At 34.5% G+C, this 20,753-nt stretch carries 22 protein-coding genes; all 22 read left to right on the forward strand.

The window, feature by feature from the left end; translation table 11 throughout:
* Positions 1-3: 3 nt before the first annotated feature.
* The 22 genes from rfbB (at position 4) to CHSO_RS01075 (ending at position 20,538) form a co-directional block, all read left to right on the forward strand.
* On the forward strand, positions 4-1,083 hold the full coding sequence (gene rfbB, locus CHSO_RS00965) for a dTDP-glucose 4,6-dehydratase (protein ID WP_045491361.1): 1,080 nt from the start codon (positions 4-6) through the stop codon (positions 1,081-1,083).
* A gap of 4 nt (positions 1,084-1,087) precedes the next feature.
* A complete protein-coding gene (locus tag CHSO_RS00970; protein WP_045491364.1) occupies positions 1,088-1,537 on the forward strand; it encodes a hypothetical protein in 450 nt (149 codons plus the stop codon).
* 8 nt (positions 1,538-1,545) lie between these two features.
* Positions 1,546-2,409, forward strand: coding sequence for a glucose-1-phosphate thymidylyltransferase RfbA (gene rfbA, locus CHSO_RS00975; protein WP_045491367.1), 864 nt, complete (start codon positions 1,546-1,548; stop codon positions 2,407-2,409).
* Between the two features lie 172 nt (positions 2,410-2,581).
* Positions 2,582-3,430 carry an ABC transporter permease gene (locus tag CHSO_RS00980; protein WP_045491370.1) on the forward strand — a complete coding sequence of 283 codons (849 nt, stop codon included), beginning with the start codon at positions 2,582-2,584 and terminating at the stop codon, positions 3,428-3,430.
* Positions 3,431-3,473: 43 nt separating this feature from the next.
* Positions 3,474-4,733, forward strand: coding sequence for an ABC transporter ATP-binding protein (locus CHSO_RS00985; protein WP_045491373.1), 1,260 nt, complete (start codon positions 3,474-3,476; stop codon positions 4,731-4,733).
* The gene (locus tag CHSO_RS00990) at positions 4,730-5,131 is read left to right on the forward strand and encodes a sugar 3,4-ketoisomerase (protein WP_045491377.1); all 402 of its coding nucleotides are present in this window, start codon (positions 4,730-4,732) and stop codon (positions 5,129-5,131) included. Before CHSO_RS00985 ends, CHSO_RS00990 begins: the two co-directional genes overlap by 4 nt.
* Entirely contained in the window at positions 5,121-5,543 is a 423-nt protein-coding gene (locus tag CHSO_RS00995) for a sugar 3,4-ketoisomerase (protein ID WP_045491380.1), read from the forward strand. The genes CHSO_RS00990 and CHSO_RS00995 overlap by 11 nt, the downstream gene beginning before the upstream one ends.
* Positions 5,533-6,033, forward strand: a complete 501-nt coding sequence (locus CHSO_RS01000) for an acyltransferase (RefSeq protein WP_045491383.1) — start codon at positions 5,533-5,535, stop codon at positions 6,031-6,033. Before CHSO_RS00995 ends, CHSO_RS01000 begins: the two co-directional genes overlap by 11 nt.
* Positions 6,026-7,126, forward strand: coding sequence for a DegT/DnrJ/EryC1/StrS family aminotransferase (locus CHSO_RS01005; protein ID WP_045491386.1), 1,101 nt, complete (start codon positions 6,026-6,028; stop codon positions 7,124-7,126). The genes CHSO_RS01000 and CHSO_RS01005 overlap by 8 nt, the downstream gene beginning before the upstream one ends.
* Positions 7,127-8,347 carry a glycosyltransferase gene (locus CHSO_RS01010; RefSeq protein WP_045491397.1) on the forward strand — a complete coding sequence of 407 codons (1,221 nt, stop codon included), beginning with the start codon at positions 7,127-7,129 and terminating at the stop codon, positions 8,345-8,347.
* Positions 8,348-8,349: 2 nt separating this feature from the next.
* Entirely contained in the window at positions 8,350-9,222 is an 873-nt protein-coding gene (locus CHSO_RS01015; RefSeq protein WP_052480454.1) for a glycosyltransferase family 2 protein, read from the forward strand.
* A gap of 219 nt (positions 9,223-9,441) precedes the next feature.
* On the forward strand, positions 9,442-10,368 hold the full coding sequence (locus CHSO_RS24830) for a glycosyltransferase (protein ID WP_052480455.1): 927 nt from the start codon (positions 9,442-9,444) through the stop codon (positions 10,366-10,368).
* Positions 10,369-10,435: 67 nt separating this feature from the next.
* Positions 10,436-11,104: an NAD(P)-dependent oxidoreductase gene (locus CHSO_RS01030; protein WP_045491403.1), complete on the forward strand. Its 669-nt coding sequence runs from the start codon at positions 10,436-10,438 to the stop codon at positions 11,102-11,104.
* A 1-nt stretch (position 11,105) separates the two neighbouring features.
* Complete coding sequence (locus tag CHSO_RS01035; protein ID WP_084220905.1) at positions 11,106-12,047, forward strand: glycosyltransferase family 2 protein; 942 nt, start codon at positions 11,106-11,108, stop codon at positions 12,045-12,047.
* A gap of 10 nt (positions 12,048-12,057) precedes the next feature.
* The gene (locus tag CHSO_RS01040) at positions 12,058-13,212 is read left to right on the forward strand and encodes a glycosyltransferase (RefSeq protein WP_045491405.1); all 1,155 of its coding nucleotides are present in this window, start codon (positions 12,058-12,060) and stop codon (positions 13,210-13,212) included.
* 4 nt (positions 13,213-13,216) lie between these two features.
* Positions 13,217-14,005 carry a glycosyltransferase family 2 protein gene (locus CHSO_RS01045; protein WP_144428833.1) on the forward strand — a complete coding sequence of 263 codons (789 nt, stop codon included), beginning with the start codon at positions 13,217-13,219 and terminating at the stop codon, positions 14,003-14,005.
* 10 nt (positions 14,006-14,015) lie between these two features.
* Entirely contained in the window at positions 14,016-14,978 is a 963-nt protein-coding gene (locus CHSO_RS01050) for a hypothetical protein (RefSeq protein ID WP_052480456.1), read from the forward strand.
* A 57-nt stretch (positions 14,979-15,035) separates the two neighbouring features.
* Positions 15,036-15,959 carry a glycosyltransferase family 2 protein gene (locus tag CHSO_RS01055; RefSeq protein ID WP_045491409.1) on the forward strand — a complete coding sequence of 308 codons (924 nt, stop codon included), beginning with the start codon at positions 15,036-15,038 and terminating at the stop codon, positions 15,957-15,959.
* A 47-nt stretch (positions 15,960-16,006) separates the two neighbouring features.
* Positions 16,007-17,803 carry an asparagine synthase (glutamine-hydrolyzing) gene (gene asnB / locus CHSO_RS01060; RefSeq protein WP_045491411.1) on the forward strand — a complete coding sequence of 599 codons (1,797 nt, stop codon included), beginning with the start codon at positions 16,007-16,009 and terminating at the stop codon, positions 17,801-17,803.
* A gap of 41 nt (positions 17,804-17,844) precedes the next feature.
* On the forward strand, positions 17,845-18,663 hold the full coding sequence (locus CHSO_RS01065) for an FkbM family methyltransferase (RefSeq protein ID WP_045491413.1): 819 nt from the start codon (positions 17,845-17,847) through the stop codon (positions 18,661-18,663).
* A 4-nt stretch (positions 18,664-18,667) separates the two neighbouring features.
* The gene (locus CHSO_RS01070) at positions 18,668-19,603 is read left to right on the forward strand and encodes a glycosyltransferase family 2 protein (RefSeq protein ID WP_045491415.1); all 936 of its coding nucleotides are present in this window, start codon (positions 18,668-18,670) and stop codon (positions 19,601-19,603) included.
* A gap of 2 nt (positions 19,604-19,605) precedes the next feature.
* Positions 19,606-20,538 (forward strand): glycosyltransferase family 2 protein, encoded by a 933-nt coding sequence (locus CHSO_RS01075; protein WP_045501658.1) that lies wholly within the window; start codon positions 19,606-19,608, stop codon positions 20,536-20,538.
* Positions 20,539-20,753: the final 215 nt, after the last annotated feature.

The raw sequence follows: 20,753 nt of genomic DNA on the forward strand, positions 1-20,753 counted from the left end.
GAAATGAAAAATATCATTATTACGGGAGGAGCAGGATTCATTGGATCCCATGTTGTAAGAGAATTTGTAAAAAACAATCCGGATATAACCATCATCAATCTTGATGCATTAACTTACGCCGGAAATCTTGAGAACCTAAAGGACATTGAAAATGAACCTAATTATGTTTTCGAAAAAGCAGATATTACAAAACCTGAAGAATTAAGAAGGGTTTTTGAAAAATATAATCCGGATGCAGTTGTTCATTTAGCTGCAGAAAGCCATGTTGACAGAAGTATTACTGATCCGATGGCATTTATCAATACCAATGTAAATGGTACTGCAAATCTTCTTAACCTTTGCAAAGAATTCTGGACATTAAATCCTGATCACACGCATGGCAGATTCCCGGACGAAAAAAGAACAAACCTATTCTACCATGTTTCAACAGATGAAGTATACGGAAGTTTAGGAGAAACAGGGTTCTTCCTTGAAACAACATCTTATGATCCACAATCTCCATATTCAGCATCAAAAGCGGCTTCAGATCATTTGGTAAGGGCTTATGGAAATACATACGGAATGCCGTTTATTGTTTCAAACTGTTCAAATAACTACGGACCCAACCATTTCCCTGAAAAATTAATTCCACTTTGTATTTCCAATATCATTAACGAAAGACCCTTACCTATTTATGGAGATGGAAAATACACAAGAGACTGGTTATTTGTTATTGATCACGCAAGAGCCATTCACCAGATATTTAATGAAGCTAAAACTGGAGAAACTTACAATATCGGAGGATTCAACGAATGGCAAAATATTGATCTGGTAAAAGAATTAATTAAGCAAATGGATGCTAAATTAGGAAAACCTGAAGGGCACTCTGAAAAGCTAATCACTTTTGTAAAAGACAGACCTGGCCATGATAAACGTTATGCTATTGATGCTAATAAATTAAACAAAGAATTAGGCTGGAAACCATCTGTAACATTTGAAGAAGGATTAGGTAAAACGATCGACTGGTATCTTGAAAACAAAGAATGGCTGGAAAACATAACCAACGGAGATTATCAAAAATATTACGAAAACCAGTATAACTAAAATAATGAAGTATATTGCATCATTGCTTTTTGTAATGTTTTCTTATCTGATATCTGCGCAGGAGTTGCCAGCTCCGCCAGCGATGTCCAATTCATCAAAGCAACGGCTGATAGATGAGTTTATAGAAGCATCTCATTACCAAAGAGCATTGATCAATTATGCTAAAGAATATCTTGAGCTAAAAATGTTCGATTACAGTGTAGATCCCCCAAAAGAACTACTCACTAAAGAACAGGCTCATACCATCATCAGCAATTTCAATTTTGATGATTTTAAAATTTCGTTATATAGTTCATTCTCTTTTATATCAGAAGACCATTTAAAAGAGCTGATAAAGTTTCATAAAAGTATTGGAGGTCAATTGTCCAAAAACAACTCCGCTCTTTTAATGACTCCTGCTATCGATCTCAATATCAAAAATCAGATGGACTATGCAATAGAGAATACCAAATAATAAAAAAGATGAAAGGAATAATATTAGCCGGAGGATCCGGAACAAGACTTTACCCTCTAACCATTGCCGTAAGCAAGCAATTAATGCCTGTTTATGATAAACCAATGATTTACTATCCATTATCCACCTTACTTTTAGCTGGAATTAAGGATATCCTGATTATTACCACTCCGCATGACCAAGCTGGGTTCATTAAACTATTGGGTGATGGTTCTCAGATAGGTTGTAATATAGAATATGTTGTACAACCAAGCCCGGATGGACTAGCGCAAGCCTTTATCTTGGGTGACAAATTTATAGGTAATGATCCTGCAGCACTTGTTTTAGGGGATAATATCTTCTACGGTTCTGAAATGGGGACTTTATTAAAAAACAAAACTAATCCGGATGGAGGTGTTGTTTTTGCTTACCACGTTGCAGACCCTGAAAGGTATGGTGTTGTAGAATTTGATAATAATTTTAAAGCTGTTTCTATTGAAGAAAAACCTTTAAAGCCTAAATCTAACTACGCAGTTCCTGGATTATATTTTTACGATAACCATGTAGTGGAAATCGCTAAAAATATAAAACCATCTGAAAGAGGAGAATTGGAGATCACAGACATCAACAATGTTTATCTGAAAAATGAAAAACTTGAAGTAGGTGTTCTGGACAGGGGGACAGCATGGCTGGACACAGGAACTTTTGACTCTCTTCACGACGCTTCTGAATTTGTAAGTGTTATTGAAAAAAGACAAGGCTTTAAGATTGGATGTATTGAAGAGATTGCTTTCAGAAATAAATTCATCAATGAGGAAAAATTACTGGAAACAGCAGTAAAATATGGAAAAAGTGGCTACGGTCAGTATTTGAAACAACTCGTTGGTCAATAACCATATCATTTATAAACTTTACAAACTATTGGCTTTATAGTCAATAGTTTTTGTTCATAATAACAAATATCAATATATTAGTTGTTATTTTTTAGTTTTATGTAAACAAAAATTTACAAACTAGGAAATCCGGTAAGAATTAATTATTATAAATTTGTAAAAACTTACACAGATGAATGAACCACAGCAAAAGTGGACAGAAACCATTGAAGCAAATCACTCTTTATTTGACTTAAAACTCAAGGAAGTATGGCGATATAAGGATCTTATTTACATGTTTGTGAAGAGGGACTTCATATCAAGCTTCAAGCAAACCATTTTGGGACCAATCTGGTTTTTTATCAATCCTATCTTTACAACAATCACTTACCTGATTATTTTTGGAAGATTTGCGAAATTGCCTACAGATGGTGCTCCCGGCATTATATTTTATCTTTCCGGGGTTACTTTATGGAATTATTTTTCCGGAGCCCTGCTGGGCACTACAGCAACCTTTACAGGAAATGCCAATATCTTTGGTAAAGTATATTTCCCAAGATTGGTAACACCCATTTCGATTGTTATTTCAAACTTGATGCGTTTAAGCGTTCAGTTTATCTTATTCCTGATTGTATGGGTATATTATTTTATCAACAATGAAATTTCTCCCAACTGGTGGCTCTTAGTAACTCCTTTTTTACTCATCCTTATGGCTCTTTTTGCTCTGGGGGTTGGAATGATATTTTCAGCACTTACTACAAAATATAAGGATTTAAGTATGCTTTTAACATTCGGCATAAGCTTATATATGTATGCTACTCCGGTAATTTACCCGGTATCTATGCTTCCGGGGTATTTCAAAAAGCTGGCAAAATTCAATCCACTAACGGGTATTTTTGAATGTTTCAAATATGGTTGGCTAGGAGTGGGAGATTTTTCTCCGGTAATGCTGGTGGCCAGTACTGTTATCATTCTGATTCTTCTAGTAATAGGAGTCATTACCTTTAACAAAGTAGAGAAAACCTTCATGGATACAGTATAGTTGAAGATAAAAACACTAGAATAAAAATTTAAAACTGAAAAAAATGCTAGCTTTAAAAGCAGAAAACATATCAAAACAATATCGCCTGGGGGAAGTGGGAACAGGAACTCTTTCTCATGACCTCAACAGGCTTTGGCATAAGGTAAGAGGCAAAGAAGACCCCTATTTAAAGATTGGGGAAGCTAATGACAGAACCTCAAAAGGAAACTCTGACTACGTATGGTCACTCCGTGATATCAACTTTGAAATTGAGCAAGGAGATGCTATAGGAATTATAGGGAGAAATGGTGCTGGAAAATCTACCCTGCTAAAACTTTTAAGTAAAGTAACTAAACCCACCACAGGCAAGATCTATACAAACGGTAGAATAGCCTCTCTATTAGAGGTAGGAACCGGTTTTCATCCTGAAATGACCGGTCGCGAAAATGTATTTCTAAACGGAGCTATTCTGGGGATGACCCGAAAAGAAATCAAACGTAAATTTGATGAGATTGTAGATTTTTCAGGCGTTGAAAGGTATATTGATACCCCTGTTAAAAGATATTCTTCGGGAATGTATGTACGTCTTGCATTTGCTGTTGCTGCCCACCTGGAATCTGAAATCTTAATTGTAGACGAAGTTCTTGCCGTAGGAGACGCCGATTTTCAGAAAAAATGTTTAGGAAAAATGAATGATGTTGCCAAAGGAGAAGGAAGAACAATCCTTTTTGTAAGTCATAATATGACCGCTGTAAAAGAGCTTTGCAACAAAGGCATTCTTCTCACTCAGGGAACTCTGGAGTATGAAGGAGATATGCTGAGCACCATTATAGAATATCAAAAAAACAGTGCATCTACCTCTCATTATCAATATAATGGAAACCTTGATGATGCCATAGGAAATGAAAACATTAGAATAAAGGAGTTTTCCGTATCTGCTCTGCAGGGTAAACTTCTTGATATTAATTCTGGAATAAGAGTTAAACTGGTTTTCCATAATTACCGTCCCAATATCAATCTTGATGCAACATTTGAATTACGAAATTATGAAGAACTTATTGTTTTCCATGTAGGAAAAATCCTTACCAAAAATCAGGATTCTAAGACTGGAGAGTATTCTATTGAGTTCGATATTCCTGCAGGATTATTAAATGCCGGAAATTACTACTTCAAACTATTTTTCGGAAAAGACCAGACTGAAGCCTTGTTTATTCTTGATAACTCTGTTGGTTTTGAAGTTGAAAATGTAAAGGTAGGAAGCAAAATGCATATATACCCTGGGATTACAAGACCTAATTTTGAATATAATGTAAAAACACCATGATACCTCAGATAATACAGTTTCCAAAAATATATGATAAGCGTGGAAATCTTTCATTTTTAGAACACCCTAATCAGCTTCCTTTTGAAATTGCCAGAACCTATTGGATCTATGATGTTCCGGGAGGAGAACTGAGGGGCAGCCATGCTTTTAAAGAACAACAGGAAGTGATCATCGCTTTATCAGGAAGCCTTGATGTGGTTATACATGATGGAAAGGAAGAGAAAGTTTATTCATTAAACCGTTCCTATTACGGGTTATACATTCCTAAAATGTATTGGAGAAGACTGGAAAATTTCTCAACTAACTCTCTGGCACTCATTGTTTCTGATAAATCTTATGATGAGAAAGATTACATAAGGGATTTCGAAATATTTAAACAACTTACAGATGAAAGATAAAGTTTCAGTTTTTGATTGCAGTGTAATCGATTTGGGCAAAGTTGGTTTCGATGAAGGTAATCTAACAGTTGTTGAAAATGATTCACACTTTCCTTTTAATGTGAAAAGAGTCTTTTACCTGTATGATATTGCAGGTGGCGAAAGTCGTGGAGCACATTCCCATCGAGAGTGTCATCAGTTTCTGATTGCAGCAAGTGGAAGCTTTGAAGTATCTTTGGATGACGGAAAGTTTAAAAGACAGGTATTTCTCAACCGCCCCGATCTGGGTCTACACATTCCTCCAGGAATCTGGGCCTCGGAAATTAATTTTTCTTCGGGAGCAATTTGTTTGGTTTTAGCTTCTCACCATTATAATGAAAAAGATTATGTGAGAGACTATGATACTTTTTTAAAGATACAGAATGAATTATAAAATACACTCTCTGGCAGATGTCCAGACTGAAAATATTGGTACCGATACAATGATCTGGCAGTTTTGTGTTATTTTAAAAAACGCTAAAATTGGCAGCAATTGTAATATCAACTGTAATGTTTTCATAGAGAATGATGTTGTAATTGGAGATAATGTCACCATAAAGCCGGGAGTTCAGGTATGGGATGGAGTTACTTTAGAGGATAATGTTTTTATTGGTCCTAATGTAACCTTTACTAATGACCTGATTCCACGTTCTAAACAATATCCCATAGAATTTAGCAAAACGCTCGTAAAGAAAGGTGCTTCTATTGGGGCTAACGCAACAATCATTGCAGGCAATACCATTGGAGAAAACGCTCTAATTGGTGCAGGAAGTGTTATAACAAAAGATGTTCCTGCCAATACAGTTTGGTTTGGAAATCCTGCAAAACAAAGAGGAACCATTAATAATAACGGAGAAATACTATATACAAACGCTAATGATTAAGTTTTTAGATCTTCAGAAAATTAATTTAGAATACCAACAGGAAATAGAGGCTAAGCTTATAGATGTCTTCCGTTCCGGATGGTATTTAATGGGTAAGGAGCTATTGAGTTTTGAAGCTAATCTTGCCAATTATATTGGAGCAAAACATGCCATCGGAGTAGCCAATGGATTAGATGCCCTTCGCCTTATTCTTCGAGGTTATATTGAGTTGGGTGTGATGAGTCACGGTGATGAAATCATTGTTCCATCCAATACTTATATTGCTTCCATTCTTGCCATTTCAGATAATGGATTAGTTCCTGTTTTGGTAGAACCGGAAATCAATACTTACAATATTGATATTTCCAAAATTCAGGAAAAAATCACTCCTAAAACAAAAGGAATTCTGCTTGTGCATTTACAGGGAAGGGTTGTCTTTTCGGATCAGCTTAAAGAACTTGCTCACCAACATCGTCTTAAAATCATTGAAGATAATGCCCAAGCTATTGGTGCTGAATGGAATGATATAAAATCCGGAAATCTTGGAGATGCTGCCGGATTCAGCTTCTACCCAGGTAAAAACTTAGGCGCTCTGGGAGATGCCGGTGCTGTTACCACTAATGATGACGATTTGGCTAAGACGATCAGAGCATTAGCTAACTATGGCTCCAATCAGAAGTATGTTAATATTTACAAAGGATTAAATTCCAGATTGGATGAAATTCAGGCTGCCGTTTTAGATATAAAATTGAAATATATTGATCGTGAAAATGAAAGCAGAAGAATTATTGCCCAACGTTTCATCAATGAAATTACCCATCCAGACATCATTCTTCCTGAATATCCTGAAAATGAAAAGGAACATGTATGGCATGTATTTGTCATCAGATCATCAAGAAGAGATGAACTTCAGGCATATCTTACAGAAAATGGAGTTCAAACTCTGATCCACTACCCTATTCCGCCTCACCAACAGGAAGCCTATAAAGAATGGGAAAACCTTTCATTCCCTATCAGTGAAAAAATACATCAGGAAGTTTTAAGTCTCCCTATATCTTCAGTAATGAATGAAGAAGATATATCTACCATAATTGAAGTCATAAACAAGTTCTAAATGCTAAAAAGGAAAAAAGTTTTATTTGTAACCAATTCATTACAAAAAGCAGGATCTGAAAAATATACTTTTGAAATTGTAAAGCATATAGACAAATCATTATTTGATGTGGAGGTATTAACCACTGCTGATGTTCATATAAATAAAAAATTTCCGCACGTTTATTATTTTGAACTTAAAAAACTGGGGATTAAAATTCACACCAATCTTCATAGACCAGGAGAAATTCAGCCTCAATTCATCCATCGTCTTCCTTTCAAAAAAATTTCAAATTATATCCTGTTCAGAATTAACAGGTATAGAAGAAGCAGCCTGTATCACAAAAGGCTCAATAAACTTCTCAGTTCTTTTGACGCTGTAATTCTGGTGGATGCCTTATTCTTTCATCATATAAAAAATAATCTTAATCCTAACATTTATTTTGAAACCCATTTGATGTGCCATCAGGCCCAATTTAATCGTGATTTCAAAATCTATGAGGCCTATGACAAAAATTCAACTGCATATAATTTTGTATACGCTGATGAATATCAATTAAAAGAAATAGAGGCTCAGGAAGTCAGAATAAAGAACACCTTTGGATTCCCGTTATCCATTAATGTTCATGATTTAGCACCCGTAAACTACAACAAGATCCTAGAACAGAAGGAATTTAATATTGGAGTCTTTACAAGAATCAATCGAATTAAACCTATTGATAAAATCCTGGAAGCTTTTGAGGTTTTAAAAAATTTAAATTCTGAGGTAAAACTTAAGATTTTTGGTCACATCCAGGATCCTGATTATCATCAAGAATTAATGGAAATCATCAAAAATAAAGGACTTATTAATCATATCTCATTTGAGGGCCATGCTGAAAATATGCTGGAAAGCATTAAAGAAAAAAATGTTTCCCTTGCATGGATTGTTTCTATCTATGAATACGTAGGCTATGCAGCCACTGAATTATGCATGAACAATATTCCTATTATTCTGGACAATATTGATGGAAATAATTCGATAAAGCCTATTGATAATGAAACATCTATTCCGCCTTATTTTTATACCCCTTCAGAATTAGCAAAACACACTCATTATATTCTATCCAACAACAAGTTAGAAGAGTTACAACAGTTGGAAACTGACAAATTCTTATCTCAACATGATCTTGAGAAGAATATAAGCCATTATGAACAATACCTATTAAACGCACTTAAAAACCAAGAAGCAAAAATTCAATAATTATGACTGCCAAAGTATCTGTTATCGTACCTTGTTACAATCAGGCCCAATATCTTGATGAATGCCTTCAATCTGTTCTTGATCAGACCTATCAAAACTGGGAGTGTATTATTGTCAATGATGGTTCTACAGATAACACAGAAGAGACAGCAAAAAAATGGGTTACAAAAGACCCTCGCTTCAGTTATGTTTATAAAGAAAATGGTGGGCTATCTTCTGCAAGAAATGCAGGACTTGAAAAAGCACAGGGAGATTACATCCAGTTTTTAGATAGTGATGACATGATTCATCGTGAAAAATTCTCAAAAAGTCTGAATCATCATTCAGAATACCCATTAATGGTAAGTCAATTTACCATTTACAGAAACCATACTCATGATCCCGGTTATAACCGCGTCGAGCAGGAATACCTGTCTTTTGAAGAGATCGTATTCGGATGGGATCTAAAATTCAGTATACCGATTCACTGTTCGCTGATATCCAAAGAGCTTCTTAAAGGATTCCTTTTTGATACTTCCTTAAAAAGCTGTGAAGACTGGCTGATGTGGATTTATGTTACAAGAGATAATCCAAAGGTTCTTCTGGTAGATGAACCACTGGCCCATTACCGTAAAGAAGACAATAATAATAGTATGTCTTCAGATCTATACAAAATTCTTCATCAAAGAATAAAGATTCTCCCTATATTAAAAAAATTGTATGGTGATGATGTTCATGACCGGTTAGCTTATCACATCATTGATGTACGCTCCTCTCAATTTATTGAAATGAGATCTGAATTTAATAAAATAACAGGCGGCAGGTTTATATCCGGCTATCTGAATTTGAAAAAATACTATTATAAACTTTTTCAAAATAAAAGCAGACAGAATTGAAATTGAAGCAGCTTTGCTTCAGATAATATTTGATAAAAAAGGAATTACAAAAGGAAGCATCAATGACACAACTCCAAAAATTTCACATGAAAGAAAAAGAGCTTCTGGAAGAATACCTTAATGCATATCCTAATTATCCATTTCATTTGAAAAAACAAAACTTTGCTATAAACAAGAATCTTCTTATTACGTTGTATAAAATTTTAATATCTTCAACCGATGAAAATATCCGTGGCCCTCTGTACCTATAACGGTGAAAAATATATCGCAGAACAGCTGGAAAGTATTCTCAACCAGAAGAAATCCGTATATGAAATCATCATCTGTGATGATCGCTCTACCGATGACACTTTAAGGATTATTTCACATTATGAAAATCAGTTTCCGGACATTATCAAAGTATATCAAAACCCGGAAAACCTAGGCTATGTAGGCAATTTTGAAAAAGCAATGACCCTGTGCACCGGAAATATTGTCTTTCTTTGTGACCAGGATGACCGATGGTTTACAAATAAAACCTCTGCAATTATTGAGATTTTTGAAAAACATCCCAATATTGACATTGTATGTCATAACATTAAACTTTTCGGTGAAGCCATTAACCCTTCAGAAGAAATAACCTATTGGGATTTAGATTCTACTGGCCCAAGCACATTTACACAGCCACAAGATATCATCAAAAGAATTTTATATCAGGGTAATTTATTTCCCGGAATGAGTATGGCCATCCGTAATACTTTTCTGAAGGAACATCTTCCCCTTAAAAAAATCAATCCGGTTATCATTCACGATTATGAGCTTTTGCTGCTTGCCGCAGATAAAAATGCCGTTTGGGCAGAGGACCAAATTTTAGGAGAATATCGTATACATCCGAAACAAAGTATCGGCTATAAAACATTTTCCCATTTTAAACCCTCTGAAAAACCAATCTTCACCCGAGAAACCTTATTTACCATCTTTCAAAGGCATCCTTTTGTTAAAAAAACAATTAAAGGCCTCAGCTTAAATACTGAGCTTGAAAAAGGACACATCATATACTGCCTTGAACAGTATAAAAATTATCTCAAAAATATTTCTTTTTTCGAACGGGTGATTACCAAACTCAAAATGAAATACTATTTTCATATATTTGATTACCTGAAATAAATATTTTATATTTTTCAGATATGAAATATTATTCCCTCTATAACACAATTAATGAAATAACTAACATATGATTATTGGCAACGGTATTATAGCAAACGCTGTAAAATCTTATGACAGAGAAGACATTATTTTTTTTGCCTCAGGAGTTTCAAACTCCCTTGAAACGAGAGCTTCGGAGTTTGAAAGAGAATCTTCTCTTTTAAAAACAGTGTATGAAGATAACAGAGAAAAGAAACTGATCTATTTTTCTACCCTGAGCATTCATGACCAATCCAAGCAAAACAGCCCTTATGTCATTCACAAAAAAGAAATTGAAAATTACATAGAAAACAATATTGGTAATTACCTCATCCTGAGAATTGGAAATATTGTAGGAAAAGGCGGAAATCCCAATACACTGTTCAACTTTCTTAAAACACAGATTGGCAACAATAATAAATTCACACTGCACCTTAAAGCGAGAAGACTTCTTTTAGATATTGATGATATCTGCAGATTTGTAGAATCTCAGGGACTACAGGCTCACAATAAGACCATTAATTTTTCCTTTCCCTATTATTACGATTTAAAGCAGATCATTAATGCCATTGAAAAAGAAACCAATAAAAAAGGACTTTATCATGAAACCGATGAAGGTGATTTCTACCAAGTAGATTTTGATGAAAATATTATGATTTTTTTCTCAGAAAAAACACCAACAGAATATTTAGAAGCATTAACCAGAAAGTATATTTAAGATGGCTAATATTTATGTTATTATTGCAACTTACAATGCCATGAAATGGGCAGAAAGATGTTTTACCAGTTTACGAAACTCCAATATTCCGGTACAATCAATCGCTATTGATAACGGCTCTACGGACGGTACTCAGGATTATATTAAAACCAACTTTCCAGAAGTTGATTTTATTCAGTCTCCGGAAAATTTAGGTTTTGGTAAAGCGAATAATATTGGTATTGAAAAAGCTTATAAAGAAGGAGCCGATTTTTTTTATCTAATGAATCAGGATGCATGGATTTTCCCAGACAGCCTGGAACAATTGTTGGAAGTTTATCATCATTATCCCAACAAAGAGCAAATCGGTATCATAAGTCCGATGCATTTAGACGGAAGCGAAAAAAAATTAGATCTCCATTTTGAAAATTATCTGGGTAAATATGCCAAAACAAACCGCTTAATTTCTGACCTATTTTTAAAACAGCGAAGTAAATGGTACGAAATAGATTTTGTAAACGCTGCACATTGGTTATTACCTAAGTCTACCATTGAAATCGTTGGGGGGTTCAATCCGTTTTATTTCCACTATGGCGAAGACTATGACTATTTAAATCGTGTTTTGTATAATAAAAAGAAAGTTATACTTTGTCTGGATAGCCTTGTGGTTCATGATACTAAACAGCATAAAACTTTTCAAAGTCCCGAGGACGCTTATAAAGAAAAATGGCTTTCATTGAGGTTACAAAAACAAACCCAATTTATGAATCCTGCATTCGAATTTGATCCTATAAAAATAAAAAAGCAATTATTAAGGGATTTTTATAAATTCGCATTAAAAGGTTATACAAAAGAGCGTATTGAGCAACGTGAAATGAATCAATATTTTTTACCTCGCTTACAAGAAATTCATGAGCATCGCCAAAAAATCATCAACTCGTCACACCCATTTTTAAATATATAAAAATTTCTAAATGAGTAAAAAAATTCTTTTTGTTTGTTACGGAGATTCAAACTCTCCAAAAGCCTGGTCTAATGTACCGTTTCTTTTTTCTGAAAATTTAAAAATGCAGGGATATGAAATTCTGCGTGTAGACCTCTCACCAACAAAAAAATACGAAACATTATGGAATAAATACCCAGGAAGAATTTTATCCCGATTTTTCCCGAGTCAACAATATGAATTTATTAAAACTCCTATTTCAAGGATGTTAGCTTATAAGAAGATCAAGAAGGTTGTAAAAAATAACCCGGATCTTTATTTTGTTATTATATTGAGTTTCGATTTTTATAATAAATTCAGCAACACACCATCGCTATTATTTCACGATTGGAGTTATGACATGGTTATCTTAGATCGCTTAAAGAGGAAACCCTATTTCTTTGAAAAATGGTTTATCAAATATCAACATGAAGCATTTAACAATTCCGAATTAGTAATTTCACTTTTTAAAGATGCACAAAAAATAATTTCTGAACGCCATGGTAAAAAAGTACATCACCTCGGCAGTAATGTTGTTAATGATATAAACTTTAATAAACCTACTATTCAAGAAATTTTAGATAAGAAAAAAAAATCGGAAGAACTGCTGCTTATTGGATCGATGAAATATTTATTAGGGGCAAGAAAGTTGGTAGAAGCGGTAAGAATTTTACAAAAAGATTTCCCCAATTTAACTTTAAATATAATTAATATTCCTAAAGATAGATTGTTGTTACAAAATACAGATCAAAATATAATTTGTTATGAATATTTGGATAAGGGAGATCCGGAACAAAATACCCAATACTATAATCTTATTACTAAAGCAAAAATTCTTGTAAATCCTTCCGAAATTTGGGCAGCATATTCTAGTACAATTGAATGTATGTTTTACTACACGCCTATCATTATAAAACCTTATGAAGCTTTTGCTTTAGATTATGGAGAGAACAATGACTTCGGTATTTATCTTCAAAATACTGAAGTAAGTGATATTGTAGATAGTATACGAACAATTCTTATGATGAATGAAGAGGAGTATACGAAACTATGTGTAAGAGCGCATGAACTAGTAAAAGATCAAACTTGGGAAAGTTACACAAAGAAAGTAATTGAACTGATGAATAATGTAGTAAATAAAAATTAATCCTTTGAAATCACTCCCTATCAGCATTTGCATTCTCTCCTGGAAAACAGGAAAAACACTGAGAAATACATTAAAGTCCTATCGGAAGTATGGTCTTCTGGATATGATTGATGATATTGTAATTCTTTTTCAGGAAGTAAGTGAGTCCGATAAAAAACTGGCAGATCAGTATAACATCAGATATATAGGACTAAAAGAGAATATCGGAATCGGAAAAGGAATGAAAATGCTGGCCGAAAATGCAGCTTGCGAAAATATTCTTTTTCTGGAACATGACTTTGAACTTGTTGAAGATCAGGAAACCGTATTTTCCCGTCTTAAAAGCGGATTGAAAATGCTTGACAATGGTTTTGATGTAGTACGCTACCGAAGCAGAAATACACCTGGTTATCCTCTTATTTCCATCAGGCATAAAGGAAATGAGCTGAATTATTATGACGACTGGCATGAGTGTACTTCACCTCACCTCCTGGAATCCCTGCACTGGCTTGATCCTGCAGTAGAATTTCCTGATAAAATACAAAAACAGGGTGAGTATTTTATTACCACCTCACGCTGGGCCAACTGGACCAATAATCCTTACCTTGTCAGAAAAAAATTCTTACTTGATACCATTATCCCTTTCTCAGGAGAAACAGCTTCTTTGGAAAGAAATATTGCTGCATGGTGGGTAAAGCAAAACTTCAGGATTGCCCAAGGGGAAGGGCTTTTTAAACACAATGACCTTACCAAGTATCCGAAGAAAACCATTATTCAGAAGATCATAGGAAGACTGAAAAATATATTTAAATAACACACCAAAGATGAAGATTCTTTTCCATGAGGATGAACTCAACTACAGAGGGACTTCCATAGCAGTATATGATTACGCAGATTTCAATGAGAGATATCTGGGCAATGAATCTATAATTGTCTACAATAAAAATTCAAAGACCAATCACCCATTAGGTGTTGAAAAATTTGAAAAAAGATTCCGTATACATGGTTATTCAGACTTCAGTGAAGTGGATCAGCTTATCCGTGAGGATAATATAGATCTTTTTTATGCTATTAAAAATGGAAATATAGATGGTATAGATACCAAGGAATGTAAATCCGTAATCCATAGTGTTTTCAAACATTTTGAACCTCATGGAGACGTATATGCCTATGTTTCTGAATGGCTGAGCCAAGAGATGACGGGTTCAAAATATCCTTATGTTCCCCACATGGTCAATTTCGATTCCCAAACTCATGAGAATTTAAGGGCAGAACTTAACATTCCCAAGAATGCAAAGGTTTTCGGATATTATGGTGGCCATATTAGCTTTAATATTCTTTTTGCTCAAAAAACTATTGAAAAAATAGCATCAAAATATAAAGATATCTATTTCATTTTTATGGGAGTAGATTCTTTCATCAAAAAGAAATGGTGGAAATCTGTTCCGTCTAACATTATCTTTCTTCCGCCAAGTTCGGATATTATCATGAAGCAAAAGTTCATCAATACTTGCAATGCCTTACTTCATGCACGGGAAAGAGGAGAAACTTTCGGAATTACCGTTGCTGAATTTGCTATTATGGATAAACCGGTGATTGCTTTTGCCAACCCTCCCGAAAAAGCCCATATCACCCATTTACAAGATCAGGCCTATTATTACAACGACAGTAAAGAACTACAGAATATTATACTGGATGCAGACCTTACTTTATCTGCAAAAGAACTTTATAAAAAATTTCTCCCGCATCCGGTGATGGATACATTTAAAAAAGTTTTTATTGATTAAAAAAAGCTCACAAAAACCTGTTTCTATTTAATATCCGAAACAAAAAAATATTAAAAAATGCCTCAGATTCATATTATTATTGTTACCTACAATGCCATGAAATGGGCAGAACGATGTTTTACCAGTTTAAGAAAATCATCTGTTCCTGTAAAATGCTTTGTAATAGATAACGGATCTAAAGATGGTACTCAGGAATACATACAAAAGCATTTCCCGGAAGTAGACTTCACTCAGTCCGAATCTAATCTCGGATTTGGAAAAGCCAATAATATAGGCATTGAAAAAGCTTATAAAAATGGGGCTGATTTCTTCTATCTGATGAATCAGGATGCGTGGCTCTATGAAGACAGTATGGAAAAGATGTTGGAAGTATATAACAGCCATCCCAACAAAGACGAAATCGGGATTATAAGTCCTATTCACATTGATGGGTCAGAAAAATATCTTGACATCTTTCTGGATCAGTATATCGCCAAGAATTATGAAAAGACAAGAATGATTTCAGATCTGTATTTTCAGACTTTAAAACCTTACTACGAAATTCACTTTGTAAATGCTGCTCATTGGCTGTTACCGAAAAAAACTATAGAAACCATAGGAGGATTTAATCCTTATTTTTTCCATTATGGGGAAGATGACGAGTACGTCAACAGAATTCATTTCCATCAAAAGAAAGTTTTGCTGGTTCCGGGTAGTAAGGTGGTTCATGACGGAGTACAGCTTCTCCATAAAATAGATTTTACCAAGTACGAAGATGTTCGGGTAGAAATCAACACTTTGAATCCTAGCCTGCCAGATGCTTTACAGCGGGAAAAGAAATCATTAAAGCAAAGTATGCTGAAGAATTTTATAACAGGAAATTTTGCCCGATACAAAGAACTTTCTCTGAAGTATAAAAAAATTGCAGGAGATAGTGAAAAATTAAGCAGCTTACGAAGTCAATTGATTCAACCAGGCCCAAGTTTTCTGAATCTGTCGTAAATTAGCTGTACAAAAAAATGAAAATTAATGATGAAAAATAATATATTATGTGTGGAATAGCGGGAATTATAAGCAGTAATGCCAGAAATTATCAGGAGGAAATCCGAAAGATGACAGATGCATTGGTTCATCGTGGTCCGGATTCTTCTCACTATGAATTTTATGAAAATGCCGCACTAGGCCACCGCCGACTTTCTATTATAGACTTGTCTGATAATGGAAAGCAGCCTATGTTCTCCAATACTAAAAATGAATGTATTGTACTCAATGGGGAAATCTACGGTTACCTGGACATAAAAAGACAACACGCAGCGTATCCTTATCATGGGGGTTCTGATACAGAAGTTATTCTTGCCATGTATCAGAGAAAACAGGAAAACCTCATCCATGATCTTCCGGGAATGTTTGCATTTGCCATTTGGGATGAGCAGAAACAACAGTTATTCTGTGCCAGAGACCGCTTTGGAGAAAAACCTTTTTATTATGCCATTGGGAAGAACAATGAATTTATTTTTGCCTCAGAAATTAAGGCCATTTTAGCTTCTGGGCTTATCCAGCCTAAAGTAAGTTCCCAGGCACTCTCCCACTACCTTCAATATGGGTATGTAAGTTCTCATCAGAGTATTTACAGCAATATTTATACACTTCCACCCGCACACCAATTGATCTGGAAAGATGGAAAATTCACCGTTTCCCGTTATTATAGCTTGCCGGCCAAAGACAGGGTAATAGGCCTTTCCGATGCAAAAGAAGAGTTTCTGTATCTGTTGAAAAATGCAGTAAAGAAGCAGCTTATTGCAGATGTAGAAGTAGGAAGCTTCCTGAGTGGCGGATTAGATTCCTCATCCGTTGTAGCGTTAGTAGATGAATTTTTACCTCATCAAACCACCATCAGCTTCGGATACGACCACAAAGACAATGAGTTGAAATATGCAAAGGAAATTGCAGACAAATACAAAACCAATCATATAGAAGTTCATGAGAAGAAATCTGATCTTGTCGCTTCTTTACTAAAAATATCTCCATTTTTTGATGAACCTTTTGCAGATGCTTCATTTATCCCTCATTATGAAATTTGCAGAGCAGCCAGAAAGAATCTTACCGTTGTATTATCAGGAGATGTAGGAGATGAATTATTCGGAGGGTATCACTTTTATACCGTTGAAAATAAATTGAAACAGCATTTCAGTTATAAAAACATCATCGCTCAATTCGGATTAAAGTTATACCAGCAAATAAGGCCAACTTCGTTCCTTAGCCGGAAAAACGGAGAGTTTTCATCTATTATGGATTTCCATCTGAATGATGTAAGAAATGCATTTAACAAGAAAGAACGTGATCTTTTGGGGGTTTCTTCAGATTATCTGCAGACTTATAGTTTTAAGCCTAATCCTGACTCCCTTAACGATATTATGAGAGTAGATCTGGAAAATTATGTTCCTGCCAATATGATGGTGAAATCCGACAGAATGGCAATGGCTAATTCTTTGGAAGTGAGAACTCCATTCCTGGATATGGATTTTGCAGAATTTTGTATTCAATTACCAGATCAGCTGAAACTGAATAACAGTAATGATAAAATTATTCTTCGTGAAGCAATGGGTTCTTATTGGACAGAAACCATCAGAAAACGCCATAAACAAGGATTCGGACTTGGAGTAAAGAGCTGGTTTGCAGAAGAAAACCTGATGAATTTCTCAAATGATCTACTAAAAAACCCGAACCATAAGGTATTTAATTTTATTGATTTTAAAGCAGCTCAGAATTTCCTTGACAAGGATGAAAGGCACTGGAATCTTTTACAGCTTGCATTATGGGCAGATAATAATCAATCATACTTATAAAGCTAAAATTATTTTTAAACACAAAACCTAAAAAAATTCATATGTCCAATTACTTAAAATCCCTTCAAAGCATATTATTTAAAGAAACACCTATCCGCTTCATTAAAAGAAAGCTGAATATTTCGTATCTTGATAATCGTAAGCTCTTTACCATTCATTATAATAATAGAAAGACCAAGATTTATCTTAATAAAAAATTTGGTTTCGTTGATTTCTATATTTTTGAAAATGGTATTTATGAAAAGTATATCATTGATGATATAAGATCTGTTCTTACCAAAGACAAGGTATTGTTGGATATAGGAGCCAATATTGGGCAGCACAGCTTACTTTTAGCCCCTTACTGCCAACAGGTTTATTCATTTGAACCTATTCCCGATGTATATCATGAATTTAATGAGAGCATCAAAAAAAATAATTACCAGAACATCAAGCTTTTCAATACAGCTATTGGAGGTTCCTCTGCAGTAAAATCATTTAACTATGTTGCAGGGCATGCAGGAATGAGTTCATTTATTGAAACCAAAAATCCTGGAAAAAAACTGATTAATGTACAAATAGAGCCTTTGAATAAAATGATATCCGATGCAAAGTTTGATGTTGTGAAAATGGATGTTGAAGGATATGAAGCGGTTGTTATTCTGGAAAACAAAGATATTTTCTTAAAAAACAGACCAATTTTCTTTATGGAATTTTGTCCTGCTGCGATTGATGAACAGGGAGATCATACCTCTAAAGACCTGCTTCAATTCTTTTTTGATAATAATTTTAAGGTATACAGCAGAATACATGAAAAAGAATTCTTTGCTATCAGCCAGGAACTGTTCGTTAATGATAACCTAATTATTACGCCCCTTTAGGCTCATGAAGATATCAGTAATCATTCCCGTATACAATGCAGAAAAATACATTTCGAAAGCTGTAGAATCAGCTTTACAGTTTGATGAAGTTTATGAAATAGTGTTAGTAGAAGACCAATCACCGGATAATGCGCTTCAGGTATGTCGTGAATTGACCCAAAAACACAGCAGGGTGAGACTTTTTCAACATCCGGATCAGGGAAATCATGGTGCAGGAGCCAGCAGGAATCTGGGAATTGAAAAAGCAACCGGCGATTTTATTGCATTTTTGGATGCAGACGATTATTATCTACCCAACCGATTTGATGCTGAAAAAGAACTTTTCAAAAATCCAAAGGTAGAAGGAGTTTTCAACGCTATTGGTACGGAATATTTAACACAAAAAGGGAAAGAAGAATTTCAATCTAAATTTAAAGAAACATCTCTTAGCACAGTCAATTATCCAACCGAAGGAGAGGAAGTATTTAAAGGGCTTTTAAGTTTAACAACTAAAACTTTCGGTACATCTTTTCATCTTAATTCACTTACTATAAGAAGAGCCTCTTTGGAAGCTCATCATCTCCGGTTTAATAAGGATCTTCGAGTACATCAGGATTCGGATTTTATCATCAAACTGGCTTATCATTGTCACTTAAAAACAGGTAATATAACAGAAGCTGTTGCCATGAGAGGTATTCATGATGATAACAGAATCACTAAAATTGTAAAATACTCGCCGCAATATAATCAAAGACAGTTTCTTTTATGGAAATCCCTGAATGAATGGGCTATTTCCAAACAGATTCCGCCTGAAGCCAGAAAAAGAATTTATTTACTCTATAAATCATTTGATCTTGCTCTAAAGAAAGGTCTCATCAAATACTGTAATATCTTGGGGGAAGCTCTTAAAAACCCTGAAATATTAAAGACAAAATACCGTTTCACTTACTACAATAGATGAAAATGAAGATCTCTGTAATTATTCCTGTATACAACGCAGAAAAATATGTATCAAAAGCTGTGGAATCAGCCTTACAACTGGATGAAGTCTATGAAGTAATTCTGATAGAGGACCGTTCTCCTGACAATGCTCTGCAGGTTTGCCAAGAACTGGCTCAAAAATATGATAGAGTAAAACTTTTTCAACATCCTGACCATGGGAATCATGGTGCCGGGGCAAGCAGAAACCTTGGTCTGAATAAAGTTACCGGAGATTTCATTGCATTTCTTGATGCTGATGATTATTTCCTACCCAATAGATTTACAGCTGAAAAAGAACTTTTTAAAGACCCAAAAATAGATGGTGTTTTTAATGCTATTGGTACGGAATATCTTACGGAGAAAGGTAAGGAAGAGTTCATGTCCAATATTAATGATAGTGAGCTTCTAACTGTTAACTATGCGGCGGAAGGAAAGGAGGTATTCAGAGGGCTGCTAGGATTTACATCTAAGGTTTTTGGCTCATTTTTCACTTTAGACGCCCTTACTGTAAGAAGACATTCACTTGAATCTAAAAAGTTACGATTTAATGAAGCTCTCCGCCTTCATCAGGATTCAGATTTCATCATTAAACTTTCATATCTGTGCCATCTAAGATCAGGTATTATAGATCTTCCTGTGGCGATGCGAGGTATGCATGATGATAACAGAATCACTAAAATAATAAAGTATTCTCCACAATATAACCAACGCCAATTCCTTTTCTGGAACTCTCTCTACGAATGGGCTAATACCTTATCCCTCGAAACGGATATTACACAACATATCTATCTCCAAAAAAAAGCATTTGAACTTTCAGGAAAAAAGGGTATTTCAAAAAAAATAGGATTGTTGGCAGCTATTTTAAAAAATCCAAATATCCTTAGGACAAAATATAGATTTACTTATTTTCATTAATGCTCACATCAAGTTTCTTTCTAAAATCAGGAACAAAATGGGAATAATAATTTCCCACAAAGGAGAATTTTACAATTTTTTTATACTTAAAAAAAGAATTTATTATTTAAAATCATCACTCTGGTTACGTCTATGATGTTTCCTATCATTTTATAGAAAAAAAGAAGATCTTAATAGCTTAAAATAAAATTAAAAGCTTAAATTTCGAATTCAAA

This window comes from Chryseobacterium sp. StRB126 (genome assembly GCF_000829375.1).
Lineage (GTDB): Bacteria > Bacteroidota > Bacteroidia > Flavobacteriales > Weeksellaceae > Chryseobacterium.